The 17,231-nt window shown below is 67.7% G+C and carries 15 protein-coding genes and 1 pseudogene; 10 read left to right on the top strand and 6 right to left on the bottom strand.

Features of this window, described 5'->3' with window-relative positions:
- Positions 1-3: 3 nt before the first annotated feature.
- The 3 genes from AB0N03_RS28605 to AB0N03_RS28615 all read right to left on the bottom strand — a co-directional run bounded on the left by AB0N03_RS28605 (position 4) and on the right by AB0N03_RS28615 (position 7,365).
- Entirely contained in the window at positions 4-2,352 is a 2,349-nt protein-coding gene (locus tag AB0N03_RS28605) for a transglycosylase domain-containing protein (protein WP_364377789.1), read from the bottom strand.
- A gap of 83 nt (positions 2,353-2,435) precedes the next feature.
- Complete coding sequence (locus AB0N03_RS28610) at positions 2,436-4,754, bottom strand: transglycosylase domain-containing protein (protein WP_364377791.1); 2,319 nt, start codon at positions 4,752-4,754, stop codon at positions 2,436-2,438.
- Between the two features lie 256 nt (positions 4,755-5,010).
- Complete coding sequence (locus tag AB0N03_RS28615) at positions 5,011-7,365, bottom strand: transglycosylase domain-containing protein (protein WP_364377793.1); 2,355 nt, start codon at positions 7,363-7,365, stop codon at positions 5,011-5,013.
- On the opposite strand from AB0N03_RS28615, the gene AB0N03_RS28620 reads away from it, so the two are divergent.
- The gene (locus AB0N03_RS28620) at positions 7,327-7,629 is read left to right on the top strand and encodes a hypothetical protein (protein WP_364377795.1); all 303 of its coding nucleotides are present in this window, start codon (positions 7,327-7,329) and stop codon (positions 7,627-7,629) included. The two genes, AB0N03_RS28615 and AB0N03_RS28620, sit on opposite strands and share 39 nt — an antisense overlap.
- A gap of 193 nt (positions 7,630-7,822) precedes the next feature.
- Here AB0N03_RS28620 and AB0N03_RS28625 read toward each other — a convergent pair whose 3' ends face one another.
- Complete coding sequence (locus AB0N03_RS28625; protein WP_329053600.1) at positions 7,823-8,221, bottom strand: DUF5318 domain-containing protein; 399 nt, start codon at positions 8,219-8,221, stop codon at positions 7,823-7,825.
- Between the two features lie 245 nt (positions 8,222-8,466).
- Here AB0N03_RS28625 and AB0N03_RS28630 point away from each other — a divergent pair, with 245 nt between their 5' ends.
- The 4 genes from AB0N03_RS28630 to AB0N03_RS28645 all read left to right on the top strand — a co-directional run bounded on the left by AB0N03_RS28630 (position 8,467) and on the right by AB0N03_RS28645 (position 11,502).
- Positions 8,467-9,012, top strand: coding sequence for a PadR family transcriptional regulator (locus tag AB0N03_RS28630; RefSeq protein ID WP_155548231.1), 546 nt, complete (start codon positions 8,467-8,469; stop codon positions 9,010-9,012).
- A gap of 69 nt (positions 9,013-9,081) precedes the next feature.
- Positions 9,082-10,170: an inositol-3-phosphate synthase gene (locus tag AB0N03_RS28635; protein ID WP_364377797.1), complete on the top strand. Its 1,089-nt coding sequence runs from the start codon at positions 9,082-9,084 to the stop codon at positions 10,168-10,170.
- A 91-nt stretch (positions 10,171-10,261) separates the two neighbouring features.
- Positions 10,262-10,792: a SigE family RNA polymerase sigma factor gene (locus AB0N03_RS28640; protein ID WP_364377799.1), complete on the top strand. Its 531-nt coding sequence runs from the start codon at positions 10,262-10,264 to the stop codon at positions 10,790-10,792.
- The gene (locus AB0N03_RS28645; RefSeq protein ID WP_364377801.1) at positions 10,789-11,502 is read left to right on the top strand and encodes a hypothetical protein; all 714 of its coding nucleotides are present in this window, start codon (positions 10,789-10,791) and stop codon (positions 11,500-11,502) included. Before AB0N03_RS28640 ends, AB0N03_RS28645 begins: the two co-directional genes overlap by 4 nt.
- On the opposite strand, the pseudogene AB0N03_RS28650 reads toward AB0N03_RS28645, so the two are convergent.
- Positions 11,468-11,713 (bottom strand): annotated as a pseudogene (locus AB0N03_RS28650) (HAD-IA family hydrolase); the annotation flags it as partial. The gene AB0N03_RS28645 and the pseudogene AB0N03_RS28650 overlap by 35 nt on opposite strands.
- A gap of 17 nt (positions 11,714-11,730) precedes the next feature.
- Here AB0N03_RS28650 and AB0N03_RS28655 point away from each other — a divergent pair.
- On the top strand, positions 11,731-13,257 hold the full coding sequence (locus AB0N03_RS28655) for a recombinase family protein (protein ID WP_364377803.1): 1,527 nt from the start codon (positions 11,731-11,733) through the stop codon (positions 13,255-13,257).
- Positions 13,258-13,460: 203 nt separating this feature from the next.
- Positions 13,461-14,018: an NUDIX hydrolase gene (locus AB0N03_RS28660; protein ID WP_364377804.1), complete on the top strand. Its 558-nt coding sequence runs from the start codon at positions 13,461-13,463 to the stop codon at positions 14,016-14,018.
- Position 14,019: 1 nt separating this feature from the next.
- Here AB0N03_RS28660 and AB0N03_RS28665 read toward each other — a convergent pair whose 3' ends face one another.
- Positions 14,020-15,432, bottom strand: coding sequence for an XRE family transcriptional regulator (locus tag AB0N03_RS28665; RefSeq protein WP_364377806.1), 1,413 nt, complete (start codon positions 15,430-15,432; stop codon positions 14,020-14,022).
- 296 nt (positions 15,433-15,728) lie between these two features.
- Here AB0N03_RS28665 and AB0N03_RS28670 point away from each other — a divergent pair, with 296 nt between their 5' ends.
- The 3 genes from AB0N03_RS28670 to AB0N03_RS28680 are packed head-to-tail and all read left to right on the top strand — an operon-like array spanning position 15,729 to position 17,103.
- Positions 15,729-16,340 carry a hypothetical protein gene (locus tag AB0N03_RS28670; RefSeq protein WP_364377808.1) on the top strand — a complete coding sequence of 204 codons (612 nt, stop codon included), beginning with the start codon at positions 15,729-15,731 and terminating at the stop codon, positions 16,338-16,340.
- Positions 16,327-16,695: a hypothetical protein gene (locus AB0N03_RS28675; RefSeq protein WP_364377810.1), complete on the top strand. Its 369-nt coding sequence runs from the start codon at positions 16,327-16,329 to the stop codon at positions 16,693-16,695. The genes AB0N03_RS28670 and AB0N03_RS28675 overlap by 14 nt, the downstream gene beginning before the upstream one ends.
- Before the next feature lie 39 nt (positions 16,696-16,734).
- Positions 16,735-17,103, top strand: coding sequence for a hypothetical protein (locus tag AB0N03_RS28680; protein ID WP_364377812.1), 369 nt, complete (start codon positions 16,735-16,737; stop codon positions 17,101-17,103).
- Positions 17,104-17,231 lie beyond the last annotated feature (128 nt).

The raw sequence follows: 17,231 nt of genomic DNA on the forward strand, positions 1-17,231 counted from the left end.
ACGTCACGGCCTCTTTCGGCCGCGCTGCTGGTCCTGCAGCTCCTGCAGCCGTTGCTGGAACTGGCGGAACTGGTCGAGCTGCTGCTCTTGCCGGTTCCCGGGCTGCTGCTGTTGCCCGCGCTGGTCCTGCTGGTTCCGCTGGTCCGGTTGCTGCGGCTGCTGGGCCTGCACCTGCACCCGGTCCTGCGGCGAGCTGATCGCGGCCACGCGGTCGAAGCGCTCGCCCGGCTTGCCGGACATGTACAGCTGCATGAACCGGTCCCAGATCGGCCCCGCGAGCGTCGAACCGAACAGCGGCGCGCCGTTCGGGCCGCGCAACGCCTTGTCGCCGTCGCTGCCCACCCAGACCGCCGCGGACACCGAGGGCGTGTAGCCCACCATCCAGGTCTGCGAGTTCGCGTTCGCCGCCGACGCCGGCTCGTCGTTCTGCGGCGTGTGCTGCTGGGTGCCGGTCTTGCCGGCGCACTCGTGGCCGGTCGGGCAGCTGAGCCGGGAGAACTGGATCACCGGCGCCAGAGCCGCCGTCACGTTCCCCGCGATCTGCGCGCTCTTCTGGGCGTCGTTGTCGGCGAACGCGTCGGTCGAGCGGTCCTTGGCTTGGTACGCGGTTTCGCCGTTCGCGTTGGTCACCTTCTGCACGAAGTGCCGGTCGCGCTGGACGCCGCCCGCCGCGAACGTCGCGTAACCCGACGCCATGTCCGCCGCCGTCACCTGGGTGCCACCGCCGCCGAGGGAGATGTTGTTGTCGCCGGTGAAGAGCTTGCTGCGCCCGCCGTTCTCGTCGGTCCGGATGCCCGCTTCCTGCGCCGCCTCCGCCACCCCGGACGGCTTCGTGGTGTTCAGGACCATGTCGTAGAAGACCGTGTTCGTGGACCGCTGCATCGCTTCGGCGACCGTGCACTGCTGCGAGCAGCTGCTGCTGTCGCCCGCGTTGCGGACCGGCAGGTCGACGCCGGGGAACGTCCGCGGCGAGGTGCCGTCGAACCGCGCGTCGAGGCCGCGGCCCAGCTTGAGGAACGCGGCCAGGTCGAACGCCTTCATCGACGAACCCGGGTTGTGCGGCTCGTCGGCCCAATCGCGGCCGGCCTGGTCCTCGCCGTTCGGGCCCTTCACGATCGCGTCGCCGCCGTAGTAGGCGAGCACGCCGCCGGACTTCGGGTCGACCGCGACGAGAGCGTCGAGGATCCGGTCGTCGGTCTGCCCGTCCATCCCCTCGGCCACGGCTTTTTCGGCCGACTGCTGAGCCACCGGGTCGATGGTCGTGAAGACCTGGAACCCGCCCGAGTAGTACTGCTTCTCGTCGATGCCCTGCGCGGCCAGCTCGGCTTTGACCTGCTTCTTGATGAATGGGTTCAGCGCACCCGCGTCCCGGCTCTCCCGCAGCGGGATCGGCGTCGGGAACTTCGCCGCCGCGCGCTGGGCCGGCGTCAGGTAGCCGTTCTTCAGCATCCGGTCCAGCGCGGTGTTCCACCGGCTCGTCGCGACGGCGATGTTCTCCGAGCGGCCCGGCTGCTGGATCAACCCGGCCAGCAGCGCGGACTGCGAGTAGTCGAGCTGCCCGACGTCCTTGCCGAAGTAGGCCTGCGCGGCGGCCTGGACCCCGTAGGCGCCGCGGCCGAAGTAGATGATGTTGAGGTAGGCGGTGATGATGTCCGCCTTCTCGTAGGTCTGGTTCATCTTGAACGACTTCGCGAGCTCGACCCACTTGCGCGTCAGCGTCGGGTCGTCGTCGCCGGAGGCGTTCTTGATGTACTGCTGCGAAATCGTCGACCCGCCGCCGGACCCGCCGGTGACCTGGTTGTACGCCGCCCGCAGGATGCCGCCGACGTCGAAGCCGGAGTTGGTCTCGAACGACGCGTCCTCGGTCGCGATCACGGCCTTCTTCACGACGTCCGGGATCTGGTTCGCCGCGAGGATCTGCCGGTTGCCGCCGGTGGGCACGTCCTTGCCCATCTCGGTGCCGTCGCTGTAGAGGTAGGTCACGGCCTGGCCCTGCGCCTGCGCGACCGTCTCCGGCGAAGGGACGCCGACGGCGAGGTAGGTGATCAGGAATGCGACGGCGGGGACGGCGAAGAACAGCCCGGCGACGACGTAGGCGATCCGCCGGACTCGCCGCCACCGCCGTTTCCGCAGGTCCCCGTCGGTGAGTGGCCGTGGCCGCCGCGGCGGCTGACCGGGGCGCGGCCGCAGGATCGGCACGGTCGGCGGATCGTCCGGCTCGGTGCCGTTGTGCGCGTGGTGGGTGATCAGCTCCGGCTCGGCGCCCAGCAGCCCGGCGCGGGGCACCGGCCGCCGGGTACGACGACGACGTGGGTCGGGCCGCCGGCCGGGTGACGTGCGGTCGTTGTTCACGGGCCGTCCTCCACGGTGGGCTGCGGACGCAGTCCTCTCGAAGGGACACGGACCGCGGCCCACCGTGGTTCAGCCCGGGGCGGCTAGTTCTCCGGCTCGTCGGTCTTCGTCGGTGTTTCCTTCGACGTCGGTGTCTTCGTGTGCTTCGGCGTGCTCGACTGCGACGACGACTGGTTGTGGCCGTGACCGTTGTCGTCGCCGTTGCCGTCGCCGCCCTGGTCACCGCCGTCGGGGTTCTCGTTCGTCGGCGTCGCGTCCGTCGTCGTGGCCACGTCGGACGACGGCGGGGGCACCTCGCCGCCGATGCGGTCGACCTTGTCGAACCGCTCGCCCGGCTTGCCCGTCAGGTACAGCGACAGGAACTTCTGCCACATCGGGCCGGCGATGGTCGAGCCGTAGATCGGTGAGTTGTTCTTGCCGTGCAGCGGCTTGTTGCCGTCGCCGCCGACCCAGGCCGCCACCGAGACCGACGGCGTGTACCCGACCATCCACGTCTGCGAGTTCGCGTTCGCCGCCCAGGACGGCTCGCCCGCCACCTTCGTGTGCTGCTGCGTCCCGGTCTTGCCGGCGCACTCGTGGCCGGCCGGGCACTTCAGCTTCGAGAAGCCGATGACCGGCTTCAGCGCTTCGGTGACGTTCCCGGCGATCTGACGGCTCTTGTCCGAGTCGCTGTCGAACGCGGACTTGCCGTCGGTGGCGGCTTCGTACGCGACCTCGTTCTGCCCATTGGTCACCTTCAGCACGAAGTGGCGGGCCCGCTGCTCGCCGTTGGCCGCGAAGGTCGCGTACGCCGAAGCCATGTCCAGCGGCGTGATCTGGGTTTCGCCACCGCCGAGGGAGATGTTGTTGTCCTTGGTGGAAATGATCGACTGGCCGCCGTCGTCGTTCTTGGTCTTCACGCCGGCTTCCCGCGCCGCGTCCTTGACCGGTTCCTGGTGGGTCTGGTTGAGGACCATGTCGTAGAACACCGTGTTCGCCGAGCGCTCCATCGCTTCGGCGACGGTGCACTGCTGCGAGCAGCTGCTGCCCGGGCCGGCGTTGCGCACGACGCGGCCGTCGAAGGTGCGGTTGTTGGAGCCGTCGAACTTCGCGTCGAGGCCCTTGCCCATCTTGAGGAACGCCGTCAGGTCGAACGGCTTCATCGACGAGCCCGGGTTCTGCGGCGTGTCCGCCCAGTCGCGCCCGGCCTGGTCCTGCCCGTTGACCTGCACGATCGGCTTGCCGCCGTAGTAGGCGAGCACGCCGCCGGTCTTCGGGTCGACGGCGACGAGCGCGTTGAGCAGGTTGTCGTCGACCTGGCCCTTCATCGCGTCCGTGGCGGCCTGTTCCGCGGCCTGCTGCGCCTTCGGGTCGATCGTCGTCTGCACCTGGAAACCGCCGGAGTAGTAGCGGTCCTCCGGGATGTCGTGCGCGGCCAGCTCGTCCTTCACCTGCTGGACGACGAACGCGGGCGGTGCGCCGGCCTGCTGCTTGCTGTCCTCCAGCGGGATCGGCGTCGGGAACTGGGCCGCCGCGCGGTCGGCCGCGGAGATGTAGTTGTTCTTCACCATCCGGTCGAGCGCGGTGTTCCAGCGGTCTTGCGCGACCTTGGGGTTCTCGGACCGGCCCGGCTGCTGGATCAGCCCCGCCAGCAACGCGGCTTCCGAGAAGCTCAGGTCCTTCGCGTCCTTGTGGAAGAAGGCCTGCGACGCCGCGCCCACCCCGTACGCGCCGCGCCCGAAGTAGATGATGTTCAGGTACGCGGTGATGATGTCTTTCTTCTCGTACGTCTGGTTCATCTTGAACGACTTGGCCAGCTCGGTCCACTTGCGCGTCAGCGTGGGCGCGTCGTTGTCGGTGGCCTTCTTGATGTACTGCTGCGAAATCGTCGAACCACCGCCGGTACCGCCGGTGGCCTGGTTGAAGACCGCGCGCAGCAGGCCGCCGACGTCGAAGCCGGAGTTGGTCTCGAAGGAGTCGTCCTCGGTTGCGATCGCCGCGTGCTTCATGACGTCGGGGATCTGCTCCGGGGTCAGCAGCACCCGGTTGCCGCCGCGCGGGACGTCCTTGCCCATCGGGGAGCCGTCGGCGTAGAGGTAGGTCACCGCCTGGCTCTGGTTCTGCGCGACCTCGGTCGGCGACGGGACGTCGACCAGGAAGTACGTGATGACGAACGCGATCGCGGGCAGCACGAAGAACACCCCGACGAACCCGTAGCCGACCCGTCGGATGATCTTCCAGCGTCGCTTCTTGCGCTGCTCCGGCGTGAGGACCGGCTTGCCGTCGGCATCCGGCTGGACGTCGTCGTAGCCGTCCGGCTCTTCGTAGGAGTGGTGCGTCATCAGCTCGGGGCCGCCGCTCATCGGCGGCGGCTCGGGCCGGTACCCGCGCGGCTGCTGCGGCCGGCCGGGCGGCGGGGGCACCGGGCGTCGCGGGCCCTGGCCGTGCGGGCCTTGAGGTTGCGCGGGCCCTCGACGGCGTGGATCGGGACCCTGGCCCGGCGGCCAGGAGCGGGATCGATCGTCGGGCACGGGGCAGTCCTCCAGCAATCGTGGGCGGCGACAGTCGCCACCCCCTCTTGGAAGGGACGCGCGAGAAAGGCCGGGGTTGCCGAAACGATCTTCCTGAAACGCTTCAGGGCCCTCCGCGCGTCGCGAAGGGCCCTGAAGGAGGACGTCTCTAGCCGGGCCCGGCGCCCGGTGGCTGGGCGATCCCACCACCACCCGTGTTCCCGAACCCGCCGGGATCGATGGTGGTGGGCAGGCCGGGCCGGGACTTGGTCGGCTTCGACGTGTTCGTCTCGGTGTCCGACGGCTCGGTGCTCTCGGACGACTCCGGGGTGGTCGGCGTCGTGGTGACAGTCGGGGTGTCGGACGGCTTCGACGGCGTGGTCGTCACGGCGTTGACGTCCTTGCCGATCGCCTGCACCTTGTCGAACTTCTCCGCCGGCTTGCCCTTGAGGTAGAGGTTCATGAAGTTCTGCCACGTCGGACCGGCGATGGTCGCACCGAAGATCGGCTTGTTCTTCGGGTCGTGCAGCGGCTTGTTGCCGTCGCCGCCGACCCAGACCGCGGCCGAGACCGACGGTGTGTAGCCGACCATCCACGTCTGCGCGTTGCGGTCGTTGTACGCCTTCGGGTCGTCGGCCTTCGCCGTGTACTGCTGCGTACCGGTCTTGCCCGCGCACTCGTGGCCGCTCGGGCACTTCAGCTTCGAGTGGTCGATGACCGGCACCAGTGCCTCGGTGACGTTGCCCGCGATCTGCTGGCTCTTCGACGCGTCGTCGTCGAACGCCGGGTTGGTCTTGATGTTGTTCTGGTCGAACTCCACCTCGTCCTGGTTGTTCGTCAGCTTCGAGACGAAGTGCTGCTCGTGGTACGTGCCACCGCTGGCGAACGACGCGTACGCGGCCGCCATGTCCTCCGGCGTCACGGCCGTGCCACCACCACCGAGCGAGATGTTGTTGTCGTCGGTGTAGAGAGTGCTCTTGCCGTCCGGGGCGATCTTGACGCCGGCTTCCTTCGCCGCTTCCGCGACCCGCGACGGCTTCGTCACGTTCAGGACCATGTCGTAGAACACGGTGTTCGCCGAGATCTCCATCGCCTTGGCGACGGTGCAGTCCTTGCCGCAGCTGGCGCTGTCACCCGCGTTCCGGACCGTGCGGCCGCCGAGCACCCGGTTGTTCGAGCCGTCGAACGTCTCGCCGAGGCCCTTGCCCATCTTGAGGAACGCCGTGAGGTCGAACGCCTTCACCGACGAACCCGGGTTTCTGGCCTGGTTGGCGCGGTCCTGGCCGATCTGGTCCTTGCCGTTGGCGTCCTTCACCAGCTCCGGCCCGCCGTAGTAGGCGAGCACCCCGCCGGTCTTCGGGTCGACCGCGACCAGCGCGTTGAGCAGGTTCTCGTCGGTCTGGCCCTTCATGCCGTCCGCGATGGCCTTCTCCGCGGCATCCTGGGCGGCCGGGTCGATCGTGGTGTAGATCTTGGCGCCGCTGGAGAACAGCTTGTTCTCGTCGTAGCCCCTCGTCGCCAGCTCGTCCTTGATCCGCTGCTGGACCTGGTAGGTGAGCTTGCCCGAGTTCTGCTCCTTGTTGGCGTTCTTCGCGATCGGCGTCGGGTACTGGGCGGCGGTCCGCTCGGCCTGCGGCAGCCACTTGTTGGCGACCATCTGGTCCATCACGTACGCCCAGCGCTTTTGGGCGTAGGCCTGGTTTTCCGAGCGGCCCGGGCCCTGGATCAGGCCGGCCAGCAGCGAAGCCTCGGACGCGTTCAGGTCCTTGGCGTCCTTGTTGAAGTAGGCCTTGGCGGCCGCCTGGATGCCGTTCGCCCCGCGTCCGAAGTAGACGATGTTCAGGTAGGAAGTGATGATCTCTTCCTTGGACTGCTGGTTGTTCATCTTGAACGACTTGGCCAGCTCGGTCCACTTGCGGGTCAGCGTCGGGGCGTCGTTCTGCGTCGCCTGCTTGATGTACTGCTGGGAGATGGTCGAACCACCGCCCTGGCCGCCGGAGACCTGGTTCCAGACCGCGCGCAGGATGCCGGTGACGTCGAAGCCCGAGTTCGTTTCGAACGTCGCGTCCTCCGCCGAGTACACCGCGCGCTTGACGACGTCGGGCACCTCGCCCGGCTTGAGCAGCTGGCGGTCACCGCCCGGCGGCAGCTCCCGGCCCATCACCTGGTTGCTGGCGTCGTAGTAGGTGATCGGCTGGTTCTGCAGCGACTTGATGCTCTCCGGCGTCGGCACGTCGACCAGGAAGTAGGTGATGACGAACGCGATCGCGGGCACGACGAAGAACAGCCCGACGCAGGCGTATGCCACCCGCCGGGCGATCTTCCACCGGCGCTTCTTGCGCTGCGCCGGCGTGAGGACCTTCTTGCCCTCTTCGTCGAGCTCGTCCTGGGGCTCGACGTCGTCGGCGAACTCGTTGAAGGCGGCGTCTTCGTAGCCGTCGTCGTACGGGTCGCGGCCGATGTCGTCGGTGCCGTTGTGCGCGTGGTGGGTGATCAGGTCCGGCTCGCGCCCGGGCGGCGGCACCGGCCGGTTTCCGGGCTGGCGGAAGCCCTGCGGCGGAGAGCCGGGCGGACCCTGCTGCGGACGCTGACCGGTCGGCGGGACCGCGCGCCGCGGCGGCATCCCCTGCTGACCCTGCTGACCCTGCTGACGCGGGCGCTGCGGACGCCGTGGCGGTTCGTCGCCGGGCCACTGGGGCCCACCGTCGTCACCGGACGGCCATTCGGGCGAGCCGCCGCGCGGGTTGCCCCGGGGCGGCGTGCCACGCTGCGCCGAATCACCGCGTGACCGGCGGGGGGCTTCTTCGCCGGGCCACGCGGGGCCGGGGTCTTCCCCCGGCCACGGGCCTGACTGGGCACGGCGAGGTGCATCAGGCTCCTGGCCGGGCCAGGAGCGGTTGCGGTCGTCGTTCACGAATGGGCCTCCCAGACCGGCGCCCGGTGTCGCGCCGTTCTGCGCTCTTCAGCGGTTGTGATACAGCTCACCGGCCCGCGGTCCTTCGCGGACCGTCGGCCGGTTCCCCCGTGCCGAGGACGTACGACCGGACCAGGTGGTTCCAGTGGCACGCCCGGCACACTTCGACGTCGTACACGGTGAACTCGGCGAACCGGCCGGCCATCCTGGCCAGCTCTTCGGGGGTCCTCGCCGAGCCCGCGACGTGCTTGAGTTCGTCACCGTAGACCCAGGACACCAGGGTCAGCGGTTCCTGGCGGCAGATCGGGCAGGGCTGGTCACCGGCCCGGCCGTGGAACTTCGCCGCCCGCAGCAGGTACGGGCTCGCGTCGCAGGCTTCGTAGCTGCCGACGCGCCCGGAGCGGACTTCGGCGAGCAGCGCACGGCGCTGCAACGCGTAGTCCACGACCTGCCGCTGGTTAATCACCAGGACAGAGTACGGGCTCTTCCTGTGTCGTCCACGCCCCCTAGCGCGGCCGGTGGCACGCCCGGCAGGGACACGCCGGACGTTCGATAACTCTCCGGTGAATTTCGCCCACTCCAGAGTGAGCGGGCCTGTTGGCTTCGCCACTTCGATGTATCGGCGCGATATAGTGGCTGAGTAGGTTGGATCGAGGCGATCATTCGGAGCAACGTCGGTCGGCTCGGTTTGTTCCCGGAAGGGGGTGCGGTGTGCTGGAGTTCGCGATCCTCGGTCTTCTGCACGAAGCGCCCATGCACGGGTATGTGCTGCGCAAGCGGCTGAACGAGACGCTCGGCACGTTCCGGACGTTCTCGTACGGCTCGCTGTACCCGACCCTGCGGAAGCTGCTGCGGGCCGGGTACCTGGTCGAAGAGCTGGACGAGGCCGACGACCGGGCGTGGTCGCGGCGCGGACGGCGGGTCTACAAGCTCACCGCGGAGGGCAAGGAGCGCTTCGGTGAGCTGCTCGGCGACGCCGGGCCGCAGACCTGGGACGACGAAGGCTTCGGCGTCCACCTGGCCTTCTTCTCGCGGACCCCGGCCGACGTGCGGATGCGGATCCTCGAGGGTCGCCGCCGCCGGGTCGAGGAACGCCGCGAGGGAATGCGGGCGGCGCTGGCCAGGGCCGAGCAGAAGATCGATCGCTACACCCGCGAGCTGCACCGGCTGGGGCTGGAGACCAGCGAGCGGGAGGTGCGCTGGCTCAACGAGCTGATCGCGCACGAACAAGCCGAACGGCAGGGTCCGGAGACCTGAGCCGCGGCCGGGCCGCAGCGTCGCGGCACCAGACCTACTGAACAGACACGGATTGAAGGAGAAACCCCCATGGGCGAGAACCGCCGCGTTCGGGTGGCCATCGTGGGCGTCGGCAACTGCGCGGCGTCGCTGGTCCAGGGTGTCCAGTACTACCGCGACGCGGACCCCACCACGCGGGTCCCGGGTCTGATGCACGTCGACTTCGGCGGCTACCACGTCCGCGACATCGAGTTCGTCGCCGCGTTCGACGTGGACGCCAAGAAGGTCAGCCGCGACCTGTCCGAGGCGATCTTCGCCTCCGAGAACAACACCATCAAGATCGCCGACGTGCCGCCGCTCGGCGTCACCGTCCAGCGCGGCCACACCCACGACGGGCTCGGCCGCTTCTACCGCGAGACGATCGAGGAGTCCGACGAGACCCCGGTCGACATCGTCGCCGCGCTGCGCGAGGTAGAGGCCGACGTGCTCGTGTCGTACCTGCCCGTGGGCTCCGAGGTGGCGGACAAGTTCTACGCCCAGGCCGCGATCGACGCCGGCGTGGCGTTCGTCAACGCGCTGCCGGTGTTCATCGCCTCCGACCCGGAGTGGGCGCGGAAGTTCACCGACGCCGGCATCCCGATCGTCGGCGACGACATCAAGTCCCAGGTCGGCGCCACCATCACGCACCGCGTGCTGGCGAAGCTGTTCGAGGACCGCGGCGTCCAGCTCGACCGGACGATGCAGCTCAACGTGGGCGGGAACATGGACTTCCTGAACATGAAGGAGCTGGAGCGCCTCGAGTCGAAGAAGATCTCGAAGACCCAGTCCGTCACCTCCCAGATCGACCGCGACCTGGGCAAGGCGAACATCCACATCGGACCGTCGGACTACGTGCAGTGGCTCGACGACCGCAAGTGGGCCTACGTCCGGCTCGAGGGCCGCGCCTTCGGCGACGTGCCGCTGAACCTCGAGTACAAGCTCGAGGTGTGGGACTCGCCGAACTCGGCGGGCATCATCATCGACGCCGTCCGCGCCGCGAAGATCGCGCTCGACCGCGGCATCGGCGGCCCGATCCTGTCGGCGTCGTCGTACTTCATGAAGTCGCCGCCGGAGCAGTACGACGACTCGACCGCCCGCGACGCCGTCGAGAAGTTCATCCGTGGCGAGGTCGAGCGGTAAGACCGTCCCCCGTCGAAGGCCGTCACCGCTGGTGGCGGCCTTCTTCGCGTGGTGGACTAAACCGGTGGGGCGGGGTGTGCGTTGGCGGGGTGTGAGTGCGAGCGTGGGCGAGAGCGCGCCGGGGGACCTGGGCGCGCCGACGTTCCACGACCTGTTCCGGGAGTACTTCGCCCAGATGACACGGCTGGCGCACCTGCTCGGCGCGGACGACGCGGAGAACGTCGCGCAGGAGGCTTTCGTCAAGCTCCACCAGCGGTGGGACACGCTGACCGACCACACGCGAGTGGCCGGTTACCTGCGCACGACCGTGGTGAACATGTCCCGGTCGCGCACGCGGCACCTGCGGGTCGTCCGGCGCACGCCGCAGGAACGGCCCGCGGACGAGCTGTCGGCCGAGGTCAGGGCGGTGGCCAACTGGGAGCACGAACAGCTGCGCGGGGTGCTCGGGAAACTCTCCCGGCGACAACGCGAGGTGTTGGTGCTTCGCTATTGGCTGGACTTGAGCACAGCGGGCATCGCGGAGACTTTGGGGATCTCACCGGGCACGGTCAAGGCGACCACACACCACGCGATGGAGAATCTGCGCAAACACCTGGGGGACGAACCAGGAGGTGAGCGATGACCGACCTCGAACGCAAGCTGGCCGAGACGCTGCGTGAGCAGGCGGGTGCGGTCACGCCCAACCTCGCCGCGGCCTGGGCCGAGCAGCAGCGCCGGCAGCGGAGGCCACCTCGCCGCCGCTTGACGGTGGTGATCGCGCCACTGGCGGCGGTCCTCGTGGTGCTGACGAGCGTGCTGCTGGCCACGCAGCTGAACAGGCCCTCGGCACCGCCGGCGAACCCCGGCGGACCGCTGGTGCTCGCGCGGCCGGTGCATCGGCCGATGTCCGAGCTCCGCATGGCGAGCACGCCGGTCAGCCTCACCAACTTCGCCGGCCAGACCGACGCGTGGACCTCGTATGCGTTCACCGCCACCGTGACTGGTTCACTGCAGTTCTGCGTTGCCGCGGTGCCCAGGGGTGCGCAGCTCAGTTCCGACGCACCGCAGTACGGAATGAATTCGCCGGTCTGCGTGGCGCTGGGAGGTGGTCCGGTGCGCGCGGGCTATGTGGGCGAGGGCGCGGGGCCGTTGCCGTCGGGCAAAGCGGTCTACCTCGCCACTCCCCAGGTGGACACGCTGCGAATGTTCAACGCCGATGGTGATCTGAGCCTGGCGACGATGCCGTTCGGTGCGCTGGGGGCGGACCGGGTGTTCGTGACCGACGTGTCCCCCGGCTCTCCGCCGGTGCGCTTCGAGGTCAACCCAGTCCCAGCGAACCCGGCAAGCCGGTGATCTTTTCCACCACCGCCGTGGCCTGCTTCAGCACTTCCGGATCCGGCGGGAAATGCGGGTTCGGCACCGCGTACACCGCCATCCCCGCCGCCAACGCCGACCGCAGCCCGTTGGTCGTGTCCTCCACGGCTGCACACCGCTCGGGCGCCACCCCCAGCAGCTCGGCCGCGCGGAGGTAGACGTCCGGCGCCGGTTTCCCGGTGCCACTTTGATGACATACCTGGGCTCATGGCACTTCGACTTCCCCCCAAGCTGGCCCTTCCCGACACCCTGCTCGACCGCCTGCACGCGCTGGCCGAGGGGCAGGGAAAGCCGAGCTTCATGTACGCGCGAATCTCCATGGACCGCGTCGGTGCCGGCATGGGCGTGGTCCGCCAGTTCGAGGAGCAATGCGACCTGTTCGAGCGGCTCGGCATGAGACTCACTGGGGTCTACGCCGACAACGACATCTCGGCCTACTCGGGCAAGAAGCGTCCGGACTACCTCCAGATGCTCGAGGACGTCGCCCACCGTCCGGGTACGGCCGTGACGGCTTGGCACACCGACCGACTGCACCGCTCCCCCGTCGAACTCGAGGACTACATCGCCGTGTGCGAGCCGGCAGGGTGCATGACCTTCACGGTCAAGGCCGGGCACCTCGACCTCTCGACTCCGGCCGGCCGGATGGTGGCCCGGCAGCTCGGCGCCGTTGCTCGCTTCGAGAGCGAGCACAAAGCGGACAGGATTCGTGCCGCTATCCACCAGAACGCCGTGAACGGCCATTGGAGCGGAGGATTGCGGCCATTTGGCTTCGAGCCCGACGGCGAGACCGTCCGCTACGAGGAAGCGGCTGAGATCATCTCGGCAACCGAGGTAGTCCTCGCCGGCGGGAGCGTTCGGGGTCTGGTGATGGACGCGAACGCGCGCGGTGCGACTACTTCCCAAGGTAACCGGTGGGATACTCCTGGTTACCGCGACATGCTGTTGCGGCCGCGAAACGCCGGCCTGTCGGTGTACCGCGGCGAGATCATCGGTAAGGCTGTGTGGGCGCCGATCATCCCGGTGGATACCTGGTATGCCCTTCGAGCGCTCCTTACGGACCCCAAGCGGCTCACCAACGGGGGAAACAACCGGGTGAAGTGGTTGGGAACCGGCTTGTATATCTGCGGCGTCTGCCACTGGGCAGGCATGAAGATCGGACGTGGCGCCCAGCCGGGTTACCGCGGGTACAGGTGCGGCAACCCGGCGCCGAAGAACGGCATTAAGCACGTCATACGACATGCCGACTCGCTCGACGACTTCATCGAGAAGGTGATCGTTGCCCGCCTGGCGAAGCCGGATGCACGAGACCTGCTCGTCGCCCAAGACCGAGGGCGCGAGGTCGACACGGTCGCGCTGCACAACGAAGCGAATGTGCTCCGGCAACGGCTCGACGAGCTGTCGGGGATGTTCGCCGAAGGTGATATCACCGCGGCGCAGTTGCGTGCCGGCACGAACAAGTCTCGTGAACGGCTCGACGCGATCGAGCGCGACATCGTCGCTGCGGCGCAGCTTGACCCGCTGTCGGGTGTTGCTGGCGCGTCAAACGTCGCGGAGGTGTGGTTCGGCACGAAGCCGGACCGTTCAGATGGGCTGAGCATCGGGCGTCGGCGAGCCATCCTCGACACTCTGCTTTCCGTGACCGTTCTCAAGACTCGGCCCGGCCGCCACGCCAGTGGCCTCTACTTCTCGCCCGAGACGGTGCGCACCGAATGGAAGGAGCGCGCCGCGGCGTGACACCTGGCGTGTGATCGTCGAGGCATGACGACCAGCACGCGGACGGCGGACGGCGCCGAAGTCGACGAGTACGTCGAGCGACTTGTCGCCCAGGCGCCCCCGCTTAGCTCCGAGCAACGCGACAGACTCGCGGTCCTCTTGAATCAGGTCCGGTCAGCTAGCTCACAATGCGGCGTCGAAGGTTCGCCGTAGCATCTACCCACGTGGCCACGGAACCCAACGGGCAAGAGCTGACGCGCTGGAAGATCCACGGCGAGCGGCTCGTCGACGACACACGCCGTGACCGCGTGAGCATCGCCTCGGTCGAACTACCTGACGGGGTGACTTTCGAGCAGTGGGTGTTCCGCATCCGCAAGTCCGCGATGATGGCTGTCCTTGACGATCAAGACCGGGTGCTGATGCTTTGGCGGCACCGGTTCATCATCGATCGGTGGGTGTGGGAGCTGCCCGGCGGCTACGTCAACCCGGACGAAGATCCCACGGTGACGGCGGCGCGTGAGGTCGAGGAAGAGACCGGCTGGCGGCCGCTCGACGTCGAGCCGCTCGGCTCGTTGCAGCCCATTGTGGGCAGTGCCGACGCCGAGAACCTGCTGTATGTGGCTCGACGGTCCGAGTACATCGGTGAGCCCGAGGACATCAACGAAGCCGAGCGGGTCGCCTGGATTCCGCTTGACACGGTCCGGGACCGCATCACCAAGGGCGAGATTGTCGGCGCTGCCTCGCAGGTCGCGCTACTGCACATCCTTGCGTTCTACCGCTGAGCTACGCCGGTGTGGGGACGCCGGCGGCGCCCATCTGCGCATAGACGGAACGCACCCGGTGGTCCGTGCGGTAGGGGGCAAGACGCCGGCCGACGTCCGCGAGGTACGCGCCGCCTCGAATCGACCGGACGTGCTCGCTCATCTCCACTGCCCTGCGGGCCTCCGCGCACGCCTCGTCAACGCGGCCTTGGTCAGCCAGGGTTGACGCGAGTAGCGCGGTGTTGAACAGCCGCCCGCGGTCGTATCCGTCGCTCATGCTGAGGGATCGGCGGGCGAACTGCTCGGCCTCAGCAGGACGGCCGAGGTCGCGGAAGGTGTGGGCGAACTTGGCTGACAGGTACGCGCTGTCGAAGTAGTTCAGCCAGGCCGGCCCCGCGCCTGGCGTGAACCGCTCGAAAGCGCGTTCGGCCTCGCGGAGCGCAGCGAGGCACGCCGGGGCGTTCTGCTGTAGCGCGTGGCCGTGGGCCTCCAGCACCGCGGCCTCTGCTTGGAGAGCCACGAGACCGGATCGCTTCGCCGTTTGCCGGGCAGCGAGCGCCATGTCGACGGCGACCTCGCGGGCGACGTCGAACGCCCTGTGTTCGCTCATCGCGGCGAAAGCGGCATGGTGACTCATGGCGGCGAGCATCTCGGCCTCGAGCGCATCGTCGCCGGCATCTTGCGACAGCTTCAAGGCGTCGCGCAAGTACTGTTGTCCGATCGCGGCGTTGCCGATGTCGTAGGCGATCCAGCCGGCGACCTGGTGCAGCTCGGCCGCCGCGGCGAACAGCTCGTCGCGCGCCGCTGCCTTCCTGCTCGTGTCGTTCAGCATCGGCGTCACGGTCGAGGTCAGGTAGTTGGTAATCGTCGTCGTCGCACGGCTGTGTCCGCCCCCGAACCGGTTGTCGAGGCGGCGGAACGTCGCCGTCATGTCGCGCACGATCTCGACGTCGGTACTTCTGGGCTTCGATGGACCGACCGCTGCCGCTGGGGTGGTGCCGAGCAATGAGGCGCCAATCGCCGTGACGCCTGCACCTGCGGTCTTCAAGAACTGTCGCCGTTGCACGTGTTCGAGGCTAACCGCGACAACCGACCCGGCAGATTCCTCCGGTGTATAGGAAACGCTGAACCACAGGAGGGCGGAAGGAACGTGCAGAGCCTTCGCCCAGCGCTCGAGGTTGAGGAGGTTGCTGGGAGGGCGTGCGCCGGGAGCCTCAAGGCGGCTGACCTGCGCCTGCGTCAGGCCGACCCAACGGCCGAGCGCGGCCTGCGAGACGTGGGGATGGGATTCCCTGCGGTAGCACGCGAAGAGCCGGCCGAAGTGGCGTGCCTTGAGTGCAGCCCGGATGCTCTCTGCCTCCCAGAAGCTATCGGGTTGCGGCTGGGCTTCGTTGGAAATCAGCAGGCGAACGCAGGGGCCGCAGTGGTTGCTCACGCGGTCACGGGCGAGGCGCGTACTGCACTTCTCGCACCTGCGCGTAGGTCGCTGCACCCTGTCACCCCTCGTCTGCCATTCGACGCGCAGTGTATGCGAGCCAGTACCGTATGTCGCAGATTCCATACGTAGCATGTATGGAATCCTGCGTTCTGCGGCTCTACCTGCCGGATCTCATGCGCCGCTGTCGTTTTCCGTCGCGAAGATCAAGCGGACGCTCAATGCATGTACGAGGTAGCACACGGTAACGATGGCGCGTCACGATGCTGGCTGGCCCTGTCTGGGCGGGTTGCGTCATGAGTGCCGGCGAGCTTGCCGTGCGCGTGGTGATGGGGCTCGCCACCGGTGCCGCGCTGGTCTCGGCCTTGGTCCCGTACTTCCGGCATGTCCGCCGAGAGCGTGCCCGCTTCCTTGATGGGCAGCGGTCGGCCCAACCGCACAACGGCCGGACGCCGGAAGGTGCGTCCGATGATCCCCTCGAGTTCGTGGCAGGCGCGGGGAGTGAGTCCCCCGGACCTCCGCGCCTGCCACGTTCCAGCGCTGCGGCTGCTCGGAAGGTCGCGATGACCGGCGAGGTTTTCGCTCGCGCGGGCGCGTCTATCTCGGACCGCGAGCGAGTCCTCGTCTGGCGACATCTCGTCGACGAGAGTCGACCATTCCGAGTCGCCTACTGGTGGGCGACGAGCTTCGGAAAATTCTTCACCCTCGGCGTTCTGATCTTCGCGGCTTCGCTTGTTGCCACTCTTGGCGAGTATTCGCCGTGGGTGCTGATTATGGCGCTATCTATCAGTGCGATTCTTGTCGGACTTCCCGCGGTCAAGATGCACCGTATTGCTTGGCAGGCGCTCAACCTGTCGGCTGGCGTGTACGTGGTCACGATCAAGGGAGAAAACAATGTGGACGAGTGACGACGCCATCAGGGAGCTGGTCAAGCGCGGTTTTCGAGGCATGGAAATCGCCGGGTCGCCGGGTCAGCCGGAGTGCATCTTGTATACGCGTGGCTGGGCCGAGCCGTTTATGGACGAGGTGATCATCCGAGGCGAGGACGATGCTACGGCCTGTCGCCTCCGCTTTGAGGACGAGGCAAACCTTGTCGAGCGCAAGCTCGTCGTTTGGTGGAAAGACGGATCTGTTGTCGACGTAGTAGACGAACTTCTGTTCCACCTGCCGCATCCGGCTAACCCGCGTGCGCCAAAGCTGGTGATACCGACGCCGGGAAGTCTTTGGGTTCCGCCCGGTGCGCGTACGAAAATCCATTCGTAGCACCCGCCGATTGCCAACTGTGGGGTTCTTATGTCTGTCGTGACTATCGTCGGTATAGCTGTCGCCGTTGTGCTCGTGATGCTTGTTTTCGCCTTCTTGTACTGTTTCATGCCCGCTTCGGGCACGGGACGACACGCGCTCGGTGTCGACAGTCGTGTGCATCTCCCGAAAGGCGATTTCGGGGAGGTGGGCGAGGATGTACATGTGGAAATCGGCGAGCCCCTTGTCGGTCAGCATGGGGTGGGGCCGGATGTTTACGACGATTTACCCTGCGATTTTAGGGGGGCTCGCCCATATCTTGAAGACTTCTGGAAAAAAGCTGATCAAACCACCGAATTTCCTGCTGTTTCATGGTTTGACGACGGCGAATACGAAAGCGTCAGCGGACAGCTTGAGCTGGTCGCATGACACGCACGCGCTGCGCGACTGGGCGATCTCCTCCCGCGCAAGAATGCCGGGAACCAACGTGAGAAGGGTCGAACGTGTCGCAACCGATCATGATGCTTGACCACTACGGATGGCTACGTGGCGACGAC

This window comes from Amycolatopsis sp. NPDC051061, from assembly GCF_040682935.1.
In the GTDB taxonomy this organism is placed as follows: domain Bacteria; phylum Actinomycetota; class Actinomycetes; order Mycobacteriales; family Pseudonocardiaceae; genus Amycolatopsis.